This is a genomic window from Rhizobium acidisoli (assembly GCF_002531755.2).
Taxonomy (GTDB): Bacteria; Pseudomonadota; Alphaproteobacteria; order Rhizobiales; family Rhizobiaceae; genus Rhizobium; species Rhizobium acidisoli.
Genome location: NZ_CP034998.1, coordinates 4,540,914 through 4,556,085, shown reverse-complemented (window position 1 = coordinate 4,556,085; position 15,172 = coordinate 4,540,914). Strand labels below are relative to the sequence as shown.

Annotated in this window: 14 protein-coding genes and 1 pseudogene; 9 read left to right on the top strand and 6 right to left on the bottom strand. The window is 64.2% G+C overall.

The features are described 5' to 3' along the window. Positions 1-20: 20 nt before the first annotated feature. The 3 genes and pseudogenes from CO657_RS22220 to CO657_RS22210 all read right to left on the bottom strand — a co-directional run bounded on the left by CO657_RS22220 (position 21) and on the right by CO657_RS22210 (position 2,580). Complete coding sequence (locus CO657_RS22220; RefSeq protein WP_054182052.1) at positions 21-407, bottom strand: VOC family protein; 387 nt, start codon at positions 405-407, stop codon at positions 21-23. Then, positions 404-1,641: pseudogene (locus CO657_RS22215) on the bottom strand (MFS transporter). The gene CO657_RS22220 and the pseudogene CO657_RS22215 overlap by 4 nt, the downstream one beginning before the upstream one ends. 33 nt (positions 1,642-1,674) lie before the next feature. Further along, positions 1,675-2,580, bottom strand: coding sequence for a LysR family transcriptional regulator (locus tag CO657_RS22210; protein WP_054182053.1), 906 nt, complete (start codon positions 2,578-2,580; stop codon positions 1,675-1,677). A gap of 126 nt (positions 2,581-2,706) precedes the next feature. Between CO657_RS22210 and CO657_RS22205 the strand changes: the two genes are divergently transcribed. Then, positions 2,707-3,471, top strand: a complete 765-nt coding sequence (locus tag CO657_RS22205) for an SDR family oxidoreductase (protein WP_054182054.1) — start codon at positions 2,707-2,709, stop codon at positions 3,469-3,471. A 168-nt stretch (positions 3,472-3,639) separates the two neighbouring features. Continuing rightward, positions 3,640-4,851 carry a bifunctional phosphopantothenoylcysteine decarboxylase/phosphopantothenate--cysteine ligase CoaBC gene (gene coaBC, locus CO657_RS22200; protein WP_054182055.1) on the top strand — a complete coding sequence of 404 codons (1,212 nt, stop codon included), beginning with the start codon at positions 3,640-3,642 and terminating at the stop codon, positions 4,849-4,851. Here the strand turns inward: coaBC and CO657_RS22195 are convergent. After that, positions 4,838-5,650 carry a class II glutamine amidotransferase gene (locus CO657_RS22195; RefSeq protein WP_054182056.1) on the bottom strand — a complete coding sequence of 271 codons (813 nt, stop codon included), beginning with the start codon at positions 5,648-5,650 and terminating at the stop codon, positions 4,838-4,840. The two genes, coaBC and CO657_RS22195, sit on opposite strands and share 14 nt — an antisense overlap. A gap of 510 nt (positions 5,651-6,160) precedes the next feature. On the opposite strand from CO657_RS22195, the gene CO657_RS22190 reads away from it, so the two are divergent. The 4 genes from CO657_RS22190 to CO657_RS22175 all read left to right on the top strand — a co-directional run bounded on the left by CO657_RS22190 (position 6,161) and on the right by CO657_RS22175 (position 10,258). Beyond that, a complete protein-coding gene (locus CO657_RS22190) occupies positions 6,161-6,838 on the top strand; it encodes a FadR/GntR family transcriptional regulator (RefSeq protein WP_012559713.1) in 678 nt (225 codons plus the stop codon). After that, positions 6,835-8,127, top strand: a complete 1,293-nt coding sequence (locus tag CO657_RS22185) for a CynX/NimT family MFS transporter (protein ID WP_012559712.1) — start codon at positions 6,835-6,837, stop codon at positions 8,125-8,127. Before CO657_RS22190 ends, CO657_RS22185 begins: the two co-directional genes overlap by 4 nt. Positions 8,128-8,313: 186 nt before the next feature. After that, positions 8,314-9,846: a S10 family peptidase gene (locus tag CO657_RS22180; protein ID WP_054182057.1), complete on the top strand. Its 1,533-nt coding sequence runs from the start codon at positions 8,314-8,316 to the stop codon at positions 9,844-9,846. A 10-nt stretch (positions 9,847-9,856) separates the two neighbouring features. Further along, positions 9,857-10,258: a GFA family protein gene (locus CO657_RS22175; RefSeq protein ID WP_054182058.1), complete on the top strand. Its 402-nt coding sequence runs from the start codon at positions 9,857-9,859 to the stop codon at positions 10,256-10,258. 74 nt (positions 10,259-10,332) lie between these two features. Here the strand turns inward: CO657_RS22175 and CO657_RS22170 are convergent, their stop codons facing one another. After that, positions 10,333-11,040 carry a glutathione S-transferase family protein gene (locus CO657_RS22170; RefSeq protein ID WP_054182059.1) on the bottom strand — a complete coding sequence of 236 codons (708 nt, stop codon included), beginning with the start codon at positions 11,038-11,040 and terminating at the stop codon, positions 10,333-10,335. A gap of 113 nt (positions 11,041-11,153) precedes the next feature. On the opposite strand from CO657_RS22170, the gene CO657_RS22165 reads away from it, so the two are divergent. Beyond that, on the top strand, positions 11,154-12,047 hold the full coding sequence (locus tag CO657_RS22165; protein WP_054182060.1) for a LysR substrate-binding domain-containing protein: 894 nt from the start codon (positions 11,154-11,156) through the stop codon (positions 12,045-12,047). Between the two features lie 23 nt (positions 12,048-12,070). Here CO657_RS22165 and CO657_RS22160 read toward each other — a convergent pair whose 3' ends face one another. Beyond that, complete coding sequence (locus CO657_RS22160; protein WP_054182061.1) at positions 12,071-13,654, bottom strand: peptide chain release factor 3; 1,584 nt, start codon at positions 13,652-13,654, stop codon at positions 12,071-12,073. Between the two features lie 90 nt (positions 13,655-13,744). Between CO657_RS22160 and dut the strand changes: the two genes are divergently transcribed. Both dut and CO657_RS22150 read left to right on the top strand, forming a co-directional pair. Next, positions 13,745-14,215: a dUTP diphosphatase gene (gene dut / locus CO657_RS22155; protein ID WP_054182062.1), complete on the top strand. Its 471-nt coding sequence runs from the start codon at positions 13,745-13,747 to the stop codon at positions 14,213-14,215. Continuing rightward, positions 14,215-15,114 (top strand): GNAT family N-acetyltransferase, encoded by a 900-nt coding sequence (locus CO657_RS22150; RefSeq protein WP_054182063.1) that lies wholly within the window; start codon positions 14,215-14,217, stop codon positions 15,112-15,114. Before dut ends, CO657_RS22150 begins: the two co-directional genes overlap by 1 nt. The last annotated feature ends 58 nt before the right edge of the window (positions 15,115-15,172 follow it).

Below are 15,172 nucleotides of genomic sequence, written 5' to 3'. Positions count from 1 at the left end.
CTGTATGGCCAAATCGAGGATCAATCGATCAGATTCGAAACTTCGATGAGATTGCCGTCGGGATCTCTGAAATAGATCGAGCGCAGGCGCCCGGTCGCGCCGCTGCGTTCGACCGGACCCTCTTCGATCACAATGCCCGACGCCTGCAGATGGGCGATAACGTCGGCAAGTGGTGTCTCGGCGATGAAGCAGAGGTCGCCGGAGCCGGGTGTGGTATGTCTCGCCTTGGGTTCGAATTCGTGCCCGGCCTGATGCAGGTTGATCTTCTGCCTGCCGAATTTTAGCGCCTTTCGGCCGTCCGCAAAGGTTTCGGCCAACATGCCAAGGACGCGGGAATAGAAATCACAGGTGGCTGCGATATCGGCGACGGTCAGCACGAGATGATCGAGACGGTCTATGCGGATCATGCTTTTCTCCTCGCGAGATGCTGGGCCACACAGGCTGAGATGAAGGCCACTGCCAGCATGGCCAGCGTGAAAAGGACGACGGCGGCCCAACCTTCCATCGCGAAGAACCAGCCGCCGGCCGAGCCCATGAGGCTGGAGCCGACATAATAGGCGAGCATGTAGAGCGACGAGGCGTGCCCTTTGGTGCCGCGCGCCAGTTTGCCGACAAGGCCACTGGCGATGGAATGGCTCATGAAGAAGCCGGTCGTCAGTACTGTTATACCGAGGATGATGGATGGCAGCGCGGCAAAGAGCGTCAGCGCGCTGCCGGCGGCGGTCAGCACGAGACCGAAGAGCAGCACGCGGAAATGCCCGATCCGGTCTCCGATGAGGCCGCCGATCGAGGAGGCGCCGATGCCGAAGAGATAGACGGTGAAGATCAGGCCGAGTTCGGTCTGGTTGAGGCCGTAAGGCGGCGCCACCAAGCGGAAGCCGGCATAATTGTAGATGGTCACGAAGGAGCCCATCGCCAGGAAGGCGATGGCGAAGATGAAGGGCAGCGCCGGATTTTCGAGATGGCTGAGCCAGGCCTTTGCGTGAAAGCGCGGATCGAATCCCGGCCGTCGGACGAAATTCTTCGACGGCGGCAGCAGGGCGATGAAACCGATTGCGGCGGCAAGGCCGATGGCGCCAATGAGGAAGAGCGCCGGCCGCCATGTGAGATATTCGGCGAAGATGCCCGTCAGCACGCGGCCGGACATGCCGCCGAAGGCCGTGCCGCCGACATAAAGGCCCATGGTGGCGCCGAGGCCGCGCGGATCGATTTCCTCAGCGAGATAGGCCATGGCGACGGCGGGCACGCCGCCGAGAACGAGGCCCTGCAGGGCGCGGATGACCAGTAGCAGATGCCAGGTCGGGGCAAAGGCGGTGGCGATCGTCAGCAAGGCGGCGCTGACCAGCGACAGCGCCATCAGGCTGCGGCGGCCGAGACCCTCCGAACGGCCGCGGCGCAGACAATGGCGACTGCCAGAAAACCGGTGGAAAGCGAGAGGGACAACGAGCTTTCGGCCGGGCTGACGGAGAATTCCTGTGAGAAGATCGGCAGCAGCGGCTGGACGCAATAGAGCAGCGAGAAGGTGGAAAAGCCGGAGAGGAAAAGCGCCAGGCTGGCGCGGCGATAGGCGCCGGTGCCACGCGTCAGGTAGTGCTTTTCTTCTGCGATCACGCTCTTTGCGGCATGCGCTGACGGCAACATATCTTCATCCTGAGAAGCCTTCGAATTCATGCGTTAATCCGCAATATCCCAATAGGGCGGATCGCCGAAGCTCTTCTTCAGATGATCGGCGATGGCGCGCAGCTTGGCCGAGGGGTTTCGGCCACCGGGATGGGCCATATAGATGAATTCGGCCTCCGGCCTGTGGCCGACATCGATTTCGGCAAGCCGGCCCTCGCGGATGGCCGGGCCGGCGATAAAGGAAGGCAACAGCGCGATGCCGAGGCCGGCGATCGCGGCGTCGCGCAGCATGTCGCCATTGTTGATGCCGAGCGCCAGTTGCGCCCGGACGACGACCGCACCCTCCGGCGTCTGGAAGCGCCAGTCGGCGACGCCGCGATTGGTGTAGAAGATCCCACGGTGGCTGTTGAGGTCATCAAGCGACGACGGCATTCCCTGGCGGGCGAGATAATCCGGAGACGCGCAGAGCAGGCGGCGACTTAGTGCAAGCTTCCAGGCGACCAGCCGGCTGTCGGCGATCGGGCCGTTGCGGATAATGGCATCGTAGCCGTCCGAGGCGGCATCGACGCGCCGGTCGTCGATATCGAGCGTCAGTTCGATGTCGGGATGGTCGGCAAGGAACGGATAGAGCGCCGGGCCGAGATGCATGCGGCCGAAGGTGACCGGCGCGGCGATGCGGATTGGCCCGGACAGGGTGCCGCGCCGCTCGGCCATATCGGTCGCGGCCTCGTCGATCTCCCGCACGATGCGCCCGGCCCGCTCCAGGAAGACCGCACCGTCTTCCGTCAAAGTCAGCTTGCGCGTCGTTCGGTGCAGCAGGACGCCGCCCAGCGATTTCTCCAATTCCGCCAGCCTTTCGCTGACGACGGATTTGGAGAGCCTCAGCCGCCGGGCCGCCTCACTGACCGAGCCGGCCTCCACCACCGCGACGAAAGCCGCAATGCCTTCGATCCTGATCATCGTTCGGTCTTTCCGAATTCAAATTCCCCAATCTGGAGACTAATCCGAACGAAAGGAAAATGCCATCTTCCATTCAACGGAAGAGACGGCAGGGGCCGCCTCGCTGCCAACACAGGAGATGGAACCATGAACCGCTTGAACAACAAGGTCGCAATCGTCACCGGCGCAAGCTCCGGCATCGGCCGCGTCACAGCAAAACTCTTTGCCGCCGAAGGCGCCAAGGTCGTCGTCGGCGCCCGCCGCGAGCGCGAACTCGACAGCCTCGTCGCGGAAATCAAGGCAGAGGGCGGCGACGCCATTGCTGTTGCCGGCGATGTCCGCTCCGAAGATTACCACAAGGCGCTGGTCGCCGCGGCCGTGACCCATTACGGCAAGCTCGACATCGCCTTCAACAATGCCGGCATCATCGGCGAGGCTGGCCCAAGCACCGGTGTTTCGGAAGCAGGCTTCAGCGAGGCGCTTGATGTCAATCTCACGGCGTCCTTCCTCGCGGCCAAACATCAGATCGGCGCGATGGCCGGTAATGGCGGCGGCTCGGTGATCTTCACCTCGACCTTCGTCGGCTACAGCTTCGCCTTTCCGGGCGTCGCCGCCTATGCCGCCAGCAAATCCGGCCTGATCGGCCTGACGCAGGCGCTGGCCGCCGAATTCGGGCCGCAGGGTGTGCGCATCAACGCTGTCCTGCCGGGCGCGGTCGATACCGACATGTATCGGGACATGAACGATACGGCGGAGAAGCAGGCTGCCCTCAGCAGTATGCATGCGCTGAAGCGTGTCGCGACGCCGGACGAGATTGCCCGCTCGGTTCTCTACCTCGCCTCCGACGATGCGAGCTTCGTCACCGGCACGGCTTCGCTGGTCGACGGCGGCATTTCGATCACCCGCAGCTGAGACGACGCGACATGATTATAGCCGGCGGGTTGGTGATCTCTCTCCAATCCGCCGGCCGCGGCAACCGGCCAGACCAGGCGGGGCGAGCGCATGTCGCCGGCGCGATTGCATGTTCTTCACCAAAGGCTTAGGGTCGGGGCCGGTCAATAAGGCGACGGGAAGAAAGCCATGGCTCTCAGCGGCAAACGCATCCTCCTCATCATCTCCGGCGGCATCGCCGCCTATAAGAGCCTGGATCTGATCCGCCGGCTGCGCGAGCGCGGCGCCAGCGTGCGCCCGGTGATGACCAAAGGCGCCCAGGAATTCGTCACGCCGCTGGCCGTCGGCGCGCTGGCGGCGGACCATGTTTTCCTCGATCTGTTTTCGCGCGAAGATGAACAGGATGTCGGCCATATCAGGCTGGCGCGCGACTGCGACCTCGTGCTGATTGCCCCTGCCACCGCCGACCTGATGGCGAAGATGGCGAACGGGCTTGCCGACGATCTCGCCTCGACCGTGCTTTTGGCGACGGAGAGGCCGGTGCTCGCCGCACCGGCGATGAACCCCAGCATGTGGGCGCATCCGGCGACGCGGCGCAATGCGGCGCTGCTGAGGGCAGACGGCGTCCGCTTCGTCGGGCCGATGGCCGGCGAGATGGCCGAGAGCCGCGAGGCCGGGCTCGGCCGGATGGCGGAGCCGCTGGAGATCGTCGCGGCCGCCGAAACCATGCTCGATGAGGGAGAGAAGCCGCTCAAAGGGCGCAAGGCGATCGTCACCTCAGGCCCGACGCATGAGCCGATCGACCCGGTGCGCTATATCGCCAACCGCTCTTCCGGCCGGCAGGGCCATGCGATCGCCGCTGCCCTTGCCAAACTGGGAGCCGAGGTGACGCTGGTCTCGGGGCCAGTGACCATCGCCGATCCTGTCGGCGTCAACACCGTGCATGTCGAACGGGCGGAGGAAATGCGCGACGCCGTGCTGGCGGCACTGCCGGCCGATATCGCCGTCATGGTCGCGGCGGTGGCCGACTGGCGGGTGGCCTCGGCCGCCGACCAGAAGCTGAAGAAACATCCGGGCGAATCCATTCCGACGCTGGCGCTGACCGAGAACCCCGACATCCTCAAGACTCTGGGACATCATACGATGCGGCCGAAGCTGGTGATCGGCTTTGCCGCCGAGACGCAGGACGTGGAAAGCAATGCGAAGGCGAAACTCGAGCGGAAGGGCGCCGACATGATCGTCGCCAATGACGTCTCGCCCGCCACCGGCATCATGGGCGGCGGCCGCAACAGCGTCAAACTCATTCGCCGCGACGGCGTCGAGCAATGGCCGGATCTCGCCAAGGAAGAGGTTGCCGACAGGCTGGCGGCGCTGATCGCCGCGCGCTTTATGCAGGAATAGCCACCCGCTGCGGCTTGGCGGCGCCCCGCTTTTCCGGCCGGAAATCGACGACCTCGACGCCATCCTTGCCGACGGTGACGGCGCTGCCATCGGGAATTTCAGCCCAGGCATCGACATCGTCGTTCAACGGTTCGGAGACCAGGCAATAACCGGCGCTTGCAGGTGAGGCGTAGAGCGTCGGCGCCTTGCGATCCGTGGCATAGCGGATCGCATAAAGCGTCTTGCCGTCGGAGAAGGCAGCGGTAAAGCGCAGCAGGATCGAGCCGAGGACGCTTTCGGCCAAGTCCTCGACAAAACCGACCATCTGGGCCATCGCGGCAATCGGCGCCTCGCGCAGGCCGAATTGCAGCGCCAGCAGGAACATCAGCTCGGAATCGGTCGTGCCGCCGCGGGCGTTGAACAAGTCGTCGTCGAGCATCGCCTCCATCGGCCGGCGCAGGCGCTCGAAGCCCGAGATCTGGCCGTTGTGCATGAAGGACCAGGTGTCATGCGTGAAGGGGTGGCAATTGTCGCGGCGCGTGCCGCCACCGGTGGCGGCGCGGACATGGGCGAGGAAGAGCGGCGAGCGGATCTGCCGCGCCAGGCTCTTCAGATTGCAATCCGACCAGGCCGGCAGGATATCGCGGTAGCGGCCGGGCTCGGGCCGGTCACCATACCAGGCGATGCCGAAGCCATCGCCATTGGTCGCCGTCTTGGCGCGGGTGGCGCAATGGGACTGCTCGATCAGCGAATGGGCGGGCGAGGATACCAGCTCCTCGAGATAAAGAGGGTCTCCGCGATAGGCTGCCCAGCGACACATGGCTTTCTTGCTCCGGAACCCGCCGCCGCACCGGCGGGCATGCTGAAATTGTCTGTCGTCGCGGCTAATAACAGCTTAACGCGCCGCCGATTTGCAAGCGCAAGATGACGGATTCATGACGCCGGCATCTTCAAATTCGGCGATAGTCTGTGTCCTTTTGTGAACAGCCGGGCCGCCTTGCGGCAACGCGTTGCACGGATTTTTTCTTGCATCTGAAACGAATCGGCCTACCTTCGATCTATCAGCAACAGAACGAAAGGAAGGTGATCCAATGTCTAATGAGATTTCGGACCTCGTAGCGGGCATGGGAGAGGTAATGAAAGCGAGGCAGCCCTCGCTGTAATTCCCGCCTTCCTGGGGCTGCATAGACAGTCCAGGCCAGTTTGAGGCCAAACTCATGGAAAGGGTCGCCGAGGCGGCCCTTTTTTATTGCCTTGATTTCAGGACCGTTGACGGATCATCGAAATCGCACTACTCATAAAGTCATCTGATGACTTTATGAGTAGTGCGATGCGCGCAATCAGCAGGACCAATCTCGCCGATGAGGCCATCGAGGCGATCCGCAGCGATATCCTCGGCAAACGCTGGGCGGTCGGGGAAAAATTGCCGAACGAGGCCTCGCTGTCGGCCATGCTCTCGGTGAGCCGCGGCACGGTGCGCGAGGCGGTGCGGGTTCTCGTCTCCCAGGGTTATCTCGAAACCCGGCAGGGTTCGGGAACCTATGTGCGCGCGACCAGCGATGCCGGCCGGCCGCTGACCATGGCCCGGCGCGCCAGCCTGCGCGACCAGTTCGAGGCGCGCCTGGCGCTCGACGTCGAGGCGGCCCGGCTGACGGCGATCCGCAAGAGCCCGGAGACGGTGGCCGGGCTTCGCCGACTGCTTGCCGAACGCGGCAGTTACGACGGCGGCGATCAGGCTGCCTTCATCGAACGCGACCTTGCCTTCCACAAGGCCGTCATCGCCGCTTCCGGCAATCGGGCGATGATCGAGATCTACGATTTCTTCTCGGCCTCGATCGCCGACACCATCGCGGCGACGCTCGGCAAGGATATTCCCGAACCGGATATGCAGGCGCATGCCGATATTGTCGACGCCATCGAAACCGGCGATCCCGACCAAGCGGATGCGGCGGTGCGCCGCTTCATGGCGCCGCTTCTTGCCGTCCTCGACCGGATGATCCTGTCATGAACACGCCTTCCAACGACCTCGCCGCCACGCTCGACCCATCCGACGAACTGCTTGTAGATGCCGAGGCCGGCAGCCTGCCGCCGCCGCAGGCAACACCGGTGCGGGGTGCTGCGGATCGTTTTCTGCTTGGCGCAAGCCTGGTGCTGATCGCCTTCAACCTGCGCCCGGTCTTTTCAAGCGCCTCGGCGCTGCTGCCGGAGATCCGTGCGGAATTTGGTCTCACCACGCTTGGCGCCAGCCTGCTGACGACGCTGCCGGTCGTCTGCCTCGGCGCATTCTCGCCGCTGGCGCCGCGTCTGGCCCAGCGCCTCGGTTCCGAACGAACGCTGCTCGGCGTCATCCTGCTCCTGGCCCTTGGCACCGCTTTGCGCGGGCTCTCCTCCGTACCGTTGCTTTTTATCGGCACGGCGCTAGCCGGCGCCTGCATCGCCGTCGGCAACGTGCTGCTGCCGGGGCTGGTGAAGCGGGATTTTGCCGGGCGCGCCGCGCTGATGACCGGCTTCTACACCATGGCGCTCTGCGCCGGTGCGGCCAGTGCGGCCGGGCTGACGCTGCCGATCGAACACGCGCTCGGCGGCTCTCTCCAAGGCGCGCTCGCGATCTGGGCGCTGCCGGCGCTCGTCGTCGGGCTGATCTGGCTGCCGCAGGTTCTGCGCAGCGGAGGCCAGGCAAGGCGAAACGGATTTCATGTCAAGGGCCTGTGGCGCGACCGGTTGGCCTGGCAGGTGACACTGTTCATGGGGCTGCAATCCGCACTTGCCTATTGCGTCTTCGGCTGGCTGGTTCCGATCCTGCGCGAACGCGGCCTCGACGGCGTCACCGCCGGAGCGATCGTTTCGCTGTCGGTGATGGTGCAGGCCGCATCCTGCCTGATCGTGCCGCATATCGCCGTGCGGGGGAAAGACCAGCGGCTGATCAATGCGAGCCTTTGCGGCGTCGCCGTCACCGCCCTGCTCGGCCTGCTCTTCGCGCCGCTGTCGACCGTCTGGCTCTGGGCGGTGCTGCAGGGCATCGGCCAGGGCGGGCTGATCGCGGCGGCGATGACGACGATCGTGCTGCGCTCGCGCGATCCCGATGTCGCCGCCCATCTCTCCGGCATGGCGCAATGCGTCGGTTACCTGCTTGCCGCTATCGGCCCGCTCATTGTCGGCCTCATCCGCGGCTGGACCGGCAGTTTTTCCTGGTGCGCTGCCCTCTTCATCTCGATTGGGCTCGGAGCCGCGATCAACGGCTGGAAGGCCGGCCGGTCGGTTGAGATCAATGTTCATGCCGTGGAGAAGGTGAGCTGAGCGCTCACCGGCCCATCACCATCTCTTGATGCCGGTCGCCGGCCGCGGATGTTACGCTATCTCTAAAGCTCTTTGTTCTTACGCATGTCGTTGGGGCAAAAGCGCTTCGCGCTTTGCCTGGGAAAACCGCTGCACACTTTTGCGCGACATGCTTTAGCTGCAGTCCGCACCGCCGGAGGAGACATCTTGCGTTTACGACCTCTGTTTCTGTTTGCCGCCCTGGCGGTGTCGCTCGCCCCCGCCCTTTCCCCGGCCGAGGAAAGCGCCCAAGCCGGGGCAAATGTCGAGCGCAGCGCGCGCGACGGCGTGCTGAAGCTGCTGCCGGCCGATTCCGTCACCGAGCACGAGTTGACGATCGGCGGCCGGAAGCTTGCCTATACCGCGACCGCCGGCACGCTCGATCTTTTCGGCCAGGACGGCGCGCCGACCGGCGCGATCTTCTACACCGCTTATGTCGCGAAGGACGCAAGCCCCGACCGGCCCCTGACCTTCGCCTTCAACGGCGGCCCGGGTGCGGCGTCCGCCTTCCTGCATCTCGGGCTGGTCGGGCCCAAGGTGCTCGATTTCGGGCCTCAGGCGCGCGACGGCGCGCATGCGCAGCTCGTCGACAACCCCCAGAGCTGGCTTGAGTTCACCGATCTCGTGCTGATCGACCCGATCGGCACCGGCTGGAGCCGGACGGTGAAGGCCGACGACGCCTCGAACTACTATAACGTCAACTCGGACGCTGAGAGCATCGCCAAAGCGATCGCGCTCTATGTCGCGCACAACAACCGCTCCAACGCGCCGAAATATCTTCTTGGCGAGAGCTATGGCGGCTTCCGCGCCGCCAAGGTCGCCTCGGCGCTGCAGGAAAGCCAGGGCATTATCGTCGCCGGCGCGGTGATGCTGTCGCCCCTGCTCGAGGGCCAGCTGATGTTCAACGCCGATCAGTTCCCGCTCGGCGCAGCACTGGAGCTGCCGTCGCTGGCGGCGGCCGAACTCGACCGGCACAACGCCTTCGACGAAGAGAAGCTGCGCGAAGCGGAAACCTTCGCGCTCGGCGATTATCTGACGACGTTGGCCGGCCCGCCGCCGACGGGTGCCGATGCCGCCGCCTTCTATGGCAGGATCGCCGGGCTGACAGGCATCCCTGAGGATATCGTCACGCGCAACCGCGGCTTCCTCGGCAACTCCTTCGTCAAACATTCCGACGGGGGCAGCGGCGAAGTGATGAGCCCTTACGACGCCTCTTTTGCGGCCCCCGACGCCTATCCTGAATCGGATTACGACCGCGGCGACGACGCCATTCTCGACGGCTTCACCCGCGCCTATGGCGGCGCCTTTGCCGACTATGCCCGCAACCAACTCGGCTTCAAAACCGAGATGACCTATTCGCTGCTCGACAGCGATATCAGCCGGCGCTGGGAATGGGGCAGCGGACGCGGCGGCGGGTCGCGTTTCCAGGCCAGTGCCACCGACGACATCAGGCAGTTGCTTGCCTCGAACACGGCCTTCCATCTGCTGATCGCCCATGGCTACAGCGATCTGGTGACGCCTTACGGCGTCAGCCGCTACGTGGTCGACCACCTGCCGCCGTCGCTTAGCAGCGGCCGCGTCGGGCTGAAACTTTATCGCGGCGGCCATATGTTCTATACCAAGGCCGATCAGCGGGCCGCCTTCACGGCAGATGCCAAGGCCTTATACGCGACGCACCCGGCCGCGCCGCCGGCGGATTGAGGACGTTCTGATGCACATCACCGGAGGATGCCATTGCGGCGCGATCCGCTATCAGGCGGAGATCGAGCCGGAGCGGGTCTCGATCTGCCATTGCACCGATTGCCAGCGGCTGACCGGCTCTGCCTATCGCATCACCGCACCGGCGCGGCCGGGAAGCTTCACGCTCACATCAGGCGAGCCGCGCGGCTATACGAAATATGGCGACAGCGGCGGCCTCAGCCGGCAGTTCTTCTGTGCAAATTGCGGATCGCCGCTTTACCGAACCGATGGCGACGGCGGCGCGATCGGCATCCGCCTTGGCGGCATCGACCAGCGGCGGGAACTTACGCCGAGGAAGCAGATATGGTGCCGCTCGGCCTTGCCGGGAATAGAGAATATCGGGCCGCTGCCACGGTTCCAGCGCGAGGATTGACGCGGCAAGGACGTTTAGGCCGCGGACTATTCGGGTGGCGGCCACCGCATCCGAAGCTGCGATGGCCACTGGGTTCAGGCAGCCTGCTTCAACAGGCCGAGCGCTTCGGCAAGATCGATCTCGCCGAGGAAGCCGCCGTTGCTGTTGGCCTCCTGCCGGTGCTCGATCGCATGGGCGAAACGCACGGCCGGCTGCTGCTGCATGCGCTCATAGAGGCGATGAAGGCTGGGAAACTGCTGCCGGTCGACGACTTTGTGAAAATCGTTCCAGCGGGCAATCCCGACGAAATAGGCATCGGCCAGGCTTGGGCCGTTGCCGACAAGCCATTCGCGGCCATCGAGCAGCCGTTCCAGCGTGTGATGCGCCTTTTCAACCGCCGCGATGCCATAGGCAGCCAGCGCCTGCTTCTGTTGCGGTTCCAGCTGGTGTTCGAACGCATACCAGAGCGGACCGAAGGCCTTGAAGAAACTGGTGTTGAGAAAGGCGAGCATCTGGTTCAGACGATCGAAACCCTCCGAACCCTGCGCAGAACCGCGAGCGGTGCTGATCGCGCGGGCGCCGATATGTTGGAGGATTGCCATGCTTTCGCTGATGACCCTGCCATCCTCGAGCAACAGCGACGGCGTTTCGCCGACGGGGTTGATCCTGAGGTAGTCGTCGCTGGAAACCATCTCCGGCATTTCGACGCGGCAGAGCCGATAAGACAGGCCGGACCATTCCAACGCGACGATCGAGCCGAAGGAGCAGCCTTCCGGTACGCCGTAAAACAATATGGGTGACATCAATCTTTCCTTTCAGAATTGAACCGTGTGGACGCGATCAATGTGCAGATGTGGACGATCTTCCGGTAGAGGTTATAAATGCACCCCAATGTCTACGCTAATGGAAGATGATCGTGGCGCTTTTCAACCTCAACGACCTGCATCTCTTTGTGCAGGCGGTCGACAGCGGCGGTTTCACGGCGGCGGCAAGACATCTCGGCATCCCCAAATCGACGGTCAGCAAGCGGGTTGCGGAACTGGAAGGCCGGCTTGGCGTACGGCTGATCCAGCGCACTTCACGGAGCTTCGCGCTGACCGAGCTCGGCCGGGAATTCTTTCAGCACGCCCAGGCCTCGATCATCGAGGCGGAGATGGCGGAGGGCATCGTGCGGCGGCATCTGGCTGACCCCGCCGGCAGCGTTCGCCTGACCGCTTCGGTGCCGACAGCGCAGTTCACCCTGACCGAGCATCTGCCGGCATTGGCGGCGCGCTATCCGAAGCTTCGGCTGTCCGTGCATGTGACCGACCGTTTCGTCGACATCGTCCAGGAAGGCTTCGACATCGCGCTACGCAGCCACCGCGCGCCGCTGCCGGATTCTGCGTTGGTACAGCGCAAACTTGCCAGCCATCCCTTCCTCATTCTCGCGTCGCCCGAATACATCCGTGCCCATGGGCAACCAAGCCGGCCGGAAGACCTGGCAGAGCATGCCACGATCATGACCATCCTGACGGAAGACCAGTGGCGGCTCACCTCCGATGGCGGCGACGAGGCTCTCGTCACGTTGCAGTCCGTGATGGCCGCGGATGAGCCCTATGTACTGATGGAAGCGGCGGTGGCCGGGCTCGGCATTACCTGCCTGCCGACTTCGGTCTGCCGGAAGGCGTTGGCCGAAGGACGGCTGGTGCGAGTGCTGCCGGAATGGACCGCCGGCAGCATCGAAACCACCATCCTGATGCCGCACCGGCGCGGCCAGCTGCCGGCGGTGCGCGCCGTCGTCGATTTCCTGGCGGAACGGCTTGGCGGCTAGAGTCGCGGAATTGCTTTTGGCTATCACGCCGCCTTGGCGGCGTGATATTCCTTGATGGCAACCATCTTGATCGCCGGATGGCGTTCGGACTCGTAGCGCAGCGAGAAACCATCCTGGGCGAGGAAGACCGGATCGCCGTCAAGATCGCGGGCGATATCGCCGCGTTTGACGGTGAGGAATTTTTCCAGATCGGCCGGCTGATCGGCCGAGATCCAGCGGCAGACGGAGAAACGCGACATTTCGAAGGAGACCGGCAGGCCGTATTCGGCCATCAGCCGCTCCTTCAGGACGTCGAGCTGCAGCGCGCCGACGACGCCGACGATTGCCGGCGAGCCGTCCTCCGGCGAAAACAGCTGGACGACGCCTTCTTCGGCCATCTGCTGCAGCGCTTCCTTCAGCTTCTTCGCCTTCATCGCATCTTCCAGGCGCACGCGGCGCAGGATCTCGGGCGAGAAGTTCGGCACACCCTGGAAGACCAAGGCTTCGCCTTCGGTCAGCGTATCGCCGATGCGGAGCGTCCCGTGGTTGGGAATGCCGACGACATCGCCGGCATAGGCGGTGTCGGCGAGCTGGCGCTGCGAGGCGAAGAAGAATTGCGGCGCCGTCAGGCCGAGCTGCTTGCCGGTGCGGGCAAGCCTCGCCTTCATGCCGCGCTCGAGCTTGCCGGAGCAGATGCGGGCAAAGGCGATGCGGTCACGATGGTTGGGGTCCATGTTGGCCTGGATCTTGAAGACGAAGGCGGTCATCTTGTCGTCGGTCGCATGCACCGTCCTGGTATCGGCGACCTGGTCGCGCGGCGGCGGCGCGAATTCCCCGAGCGCGTTGATCAGGTCGCGAACGCCGAAATTGCGCAGCGCCGAGCCGAAGAAAACCGGCGTCATATGGCCTTCCAGGAAGGATTCGCGGTCGAAGGGGCGGCAGGCCTCGATCGCCAGCTCCGTCTCCTCGACGAAAGCCCGGCGCTCGTTTTCCGGCAGCCGGTCGGCAACGCTCTGTGGGCCGTTGACCGGCGTTCCCTCGATCTCGGTATCCGAGCCGCGCACCGTGTTTGCGGCAATATTGTAGGAGCCGCAGAAGGTTTTGGAGCGGCCGATCGGCCAGGTGATCGGCGCCGTATCCAGTGCCAGCTTCTCCTCCACCTCGTCGAGGATCTCGAAGGGATCGCGGCTTTCGCGGTCCATCTTGTTGATGAAGGTGATGATCGGGATATCGCGCATGCGGCAGACTTCGAAAAGTTTTAGCGTGCGCGGCTCGATGCCTTTGGCGGCGTCGATGACCATGACGGCGGCGTCGACGGCCGTCAGCGTGCGATAGGTGTCGTCGGCGAAATCCTCGTGGCCGGGCGTGTCGAGGATGTTGAAGACATTGTCGTTATATTCGAAGGTCATCACCGAGGTGACGACGGAAATGCCGCGCTCGCGCTCGATCTTCATCCAGTCGGAGCGCGTCTGCATGCGATCCTTCTTCGCCTTGACTTCGCCGGCAAGCTGAATGGCGCCGCCGAACAGCAGCAGCTTTTCGGTGAGCGTCGTCTTGCCCGCGTCCGGGTGAGCGATAATAGCGAATGTGCGGCGGCGGGAGACCGCCTCGGCGAGACTTTCGGCCATACTGTGAATCCTGTGGAATTGCCGCGTATCTAGCGATTAAAGCCCGGCATTGCAATTGACCTCGGCGTTCGCTGCGCAAAGTAATGGGCTATGACCATTCATCATGATCTGAGACCGACGCTGAACCTCATCCGCCTGGCCAATGGCGAAGGCCTCGACCTGCCCGCCTATGAAAGCAAGGGGGCGGCCGGCATGGACCTGCGCGCCGCCGTCGACGCGGCAGCGCCGCTGACGCTTCCGCCCGGCAAACGGGCGCTGGTGCCGACCGGCTTCATCTTCGAGATCCCCGAAGGTTTCGAGGGCCAGGTGCGGCCGCGCTCCGGCCTTGCCTTCAAACACGGCATCACCTGCCTGAATTCGCCTGGCACCGTCGACAGCGATTATCGCGGCGAGGTGAAGGTGCTGCTCGCCAATCTCGGCGACGAAGCCTTCACCGTCGAGCGCGGTATGCGCATCGCCCAGATGGTGATCGCGCCGGTGACCCAGATGCGGGTGGCCGAAAGTGCTGCCGCAAGCGAGACGACGCGCGGCGCCGGCGGCTTCGGTTCCACCGGCGTGTGATGACAAAGCGCCCCGACAGCGCGGGCCTGACCTTCCGGCAGGATTATTTCGGCGACCCTGCAGGCTGGGCAGCCTTGGTGCGCCTGCTCCAGGATATTTTCGGCATCGATATCGGCCCGTTGCAGCAGCTTGGCGGCCCCGACCCCACAAGCATGCCGTTCGGCTGGTTCGATGCCGAAGGCGGACTTGCGGCCAATATCTCGGCCTTTGCGCTGCCTTTCGTCCTCAACGGCCGGATCGTCCATGCCGCCGGGCTGCAATCGGGTGCGGTGCGGCCGCCATGGCGCGGCCGCGGGCTCTATCGCGATCTGACGGTGAAGGCGCTCGACTGGTGCGAGCGGCAGGGTTTTGAAGCCGTCATCCTCTATACCGACAAGCCGTCGCTCTATGAGCCCTATGGTTTCCGCGCGATACCGCAGCATCGATATCAGGGGGCGGCACCTGACCCCTCGATTTTTTCAGGACCCGCCCGGCTGCTTGCGCCGACCGATGCGGATGATCTTGCCCTGCTGCAATCGCTGCTGAACGCGCGAAGCCCTGTTTCGACGTCGCTCTCGGTCGCGGCGGACGCAGCGATGTTTCTCATCAACACGCAACTCGATCCCGATGTCCGCGTCAGCTTCATCGAAGACCTGCAAGCGGTGATCGCCTGGAAGATGGATGATGCGGGCCGCTTCAGCCTTCTCGATGTCGTGGCGGCCGAGATCCCGACGCTTGCAGCCATCCTCGGCGGGCTCGACATCGCCTCAGCCGCCATCGAGGTGTTTTTCCGTCCCGATAAGCTCGACTGGGCGGGCGCTCCGCGGCCGGTGGAAAGCGGCACGGTATTGATGCTGCGCGGGCTCGGCGATGAGGTCCCGCACTTTCCGGCGATGCTGTCGCCGATGGCGGATTTCTAAAGCTCTTTGTTTTGATGTATGTCGTTGGGAATCGCTGCACACTTCCGGGCGACATGCA

Coding starts and splice junctions, on each gene's coding strand:
- CO657_RS22175 (WP_054182058.1), top strand. CDS start 9,857: ATGCACATCACCGGAGGATGCCATTGCGGCGCGATCCGCTATCAGGCG.
- CO657_RS22195 (WP_054182056.1), bottom strand. CDS start 5,650: ATGTGTCGCTGGGCAGCCTATCGCGGAGACCCTCTTTATCTCGAGGAG.
- CO657_RS22185 (WP_012559712.1), top strand. CDS start 6,835: ATGAACACGCCTTCCAACGACCTCGCCGCCACGCTCGACCCATCCGAC.
- CO657_RS22220 (WP_054182052.1), bottom strand. CDS start 407: ATGATCCGCATAGACCGTCTCGATCATCTCGTGCTGACCGTCGCCGAT.
- CO657_RS22150 (WP_054182063.1), top strand. CDS start 14,215: ATGACAAAGCGCCCCGACAGCGCGGGCCTGACCTTCCGGCAGGATTAT.
- CO657_RS22205 (WP_054182054.1), top strand. CDS start 2,707: ATGAACCGCTTGAACAACAAGGTCGCAATCGTCACCGGCGCAAGCTCC.
- CO657_RS22210 (WP_054182053.1), bottom strand. CDS start 2,580: ATGATCAGGATCGAAGGCATTGCGGCTTTCGTCGCGGTGGTGGAGGCC.
- CO657_RS22160 (WP_054182061.1), bottom strand. CDS start 13,654: ATGGCCGAAAGTCTCGCCGAGGCGGTCTCCCGCCGCCGCACATTCGCT.
- coaBC (WP_054182055.1), top strand. CDS start 3,640: ATGGCTCTCAGCGGCAAACGCATCCTCCTCATCATCTCCGGCGGCATC.
- dut (WP_054182062.1), top strand. CDS start 13,745: ATGACCATTCATCATGATCTGAGACCGACGCTGAACCTCATCCGCCTG.
- CO657_RS22170 (WP_054182059.1), bottom strand. CDS start 11,040: ATGTCACCCATATTGTTTTACGGCGTACCGGAAGGCTGCTCCTTCGGC.
- CO657_RS22190 (WP_012559713.1), top strand. CDS start 6,161: ATGCGCGCAATCAGCAGGACCAATCTCGCCGATGAGGCCATCGAGGCG.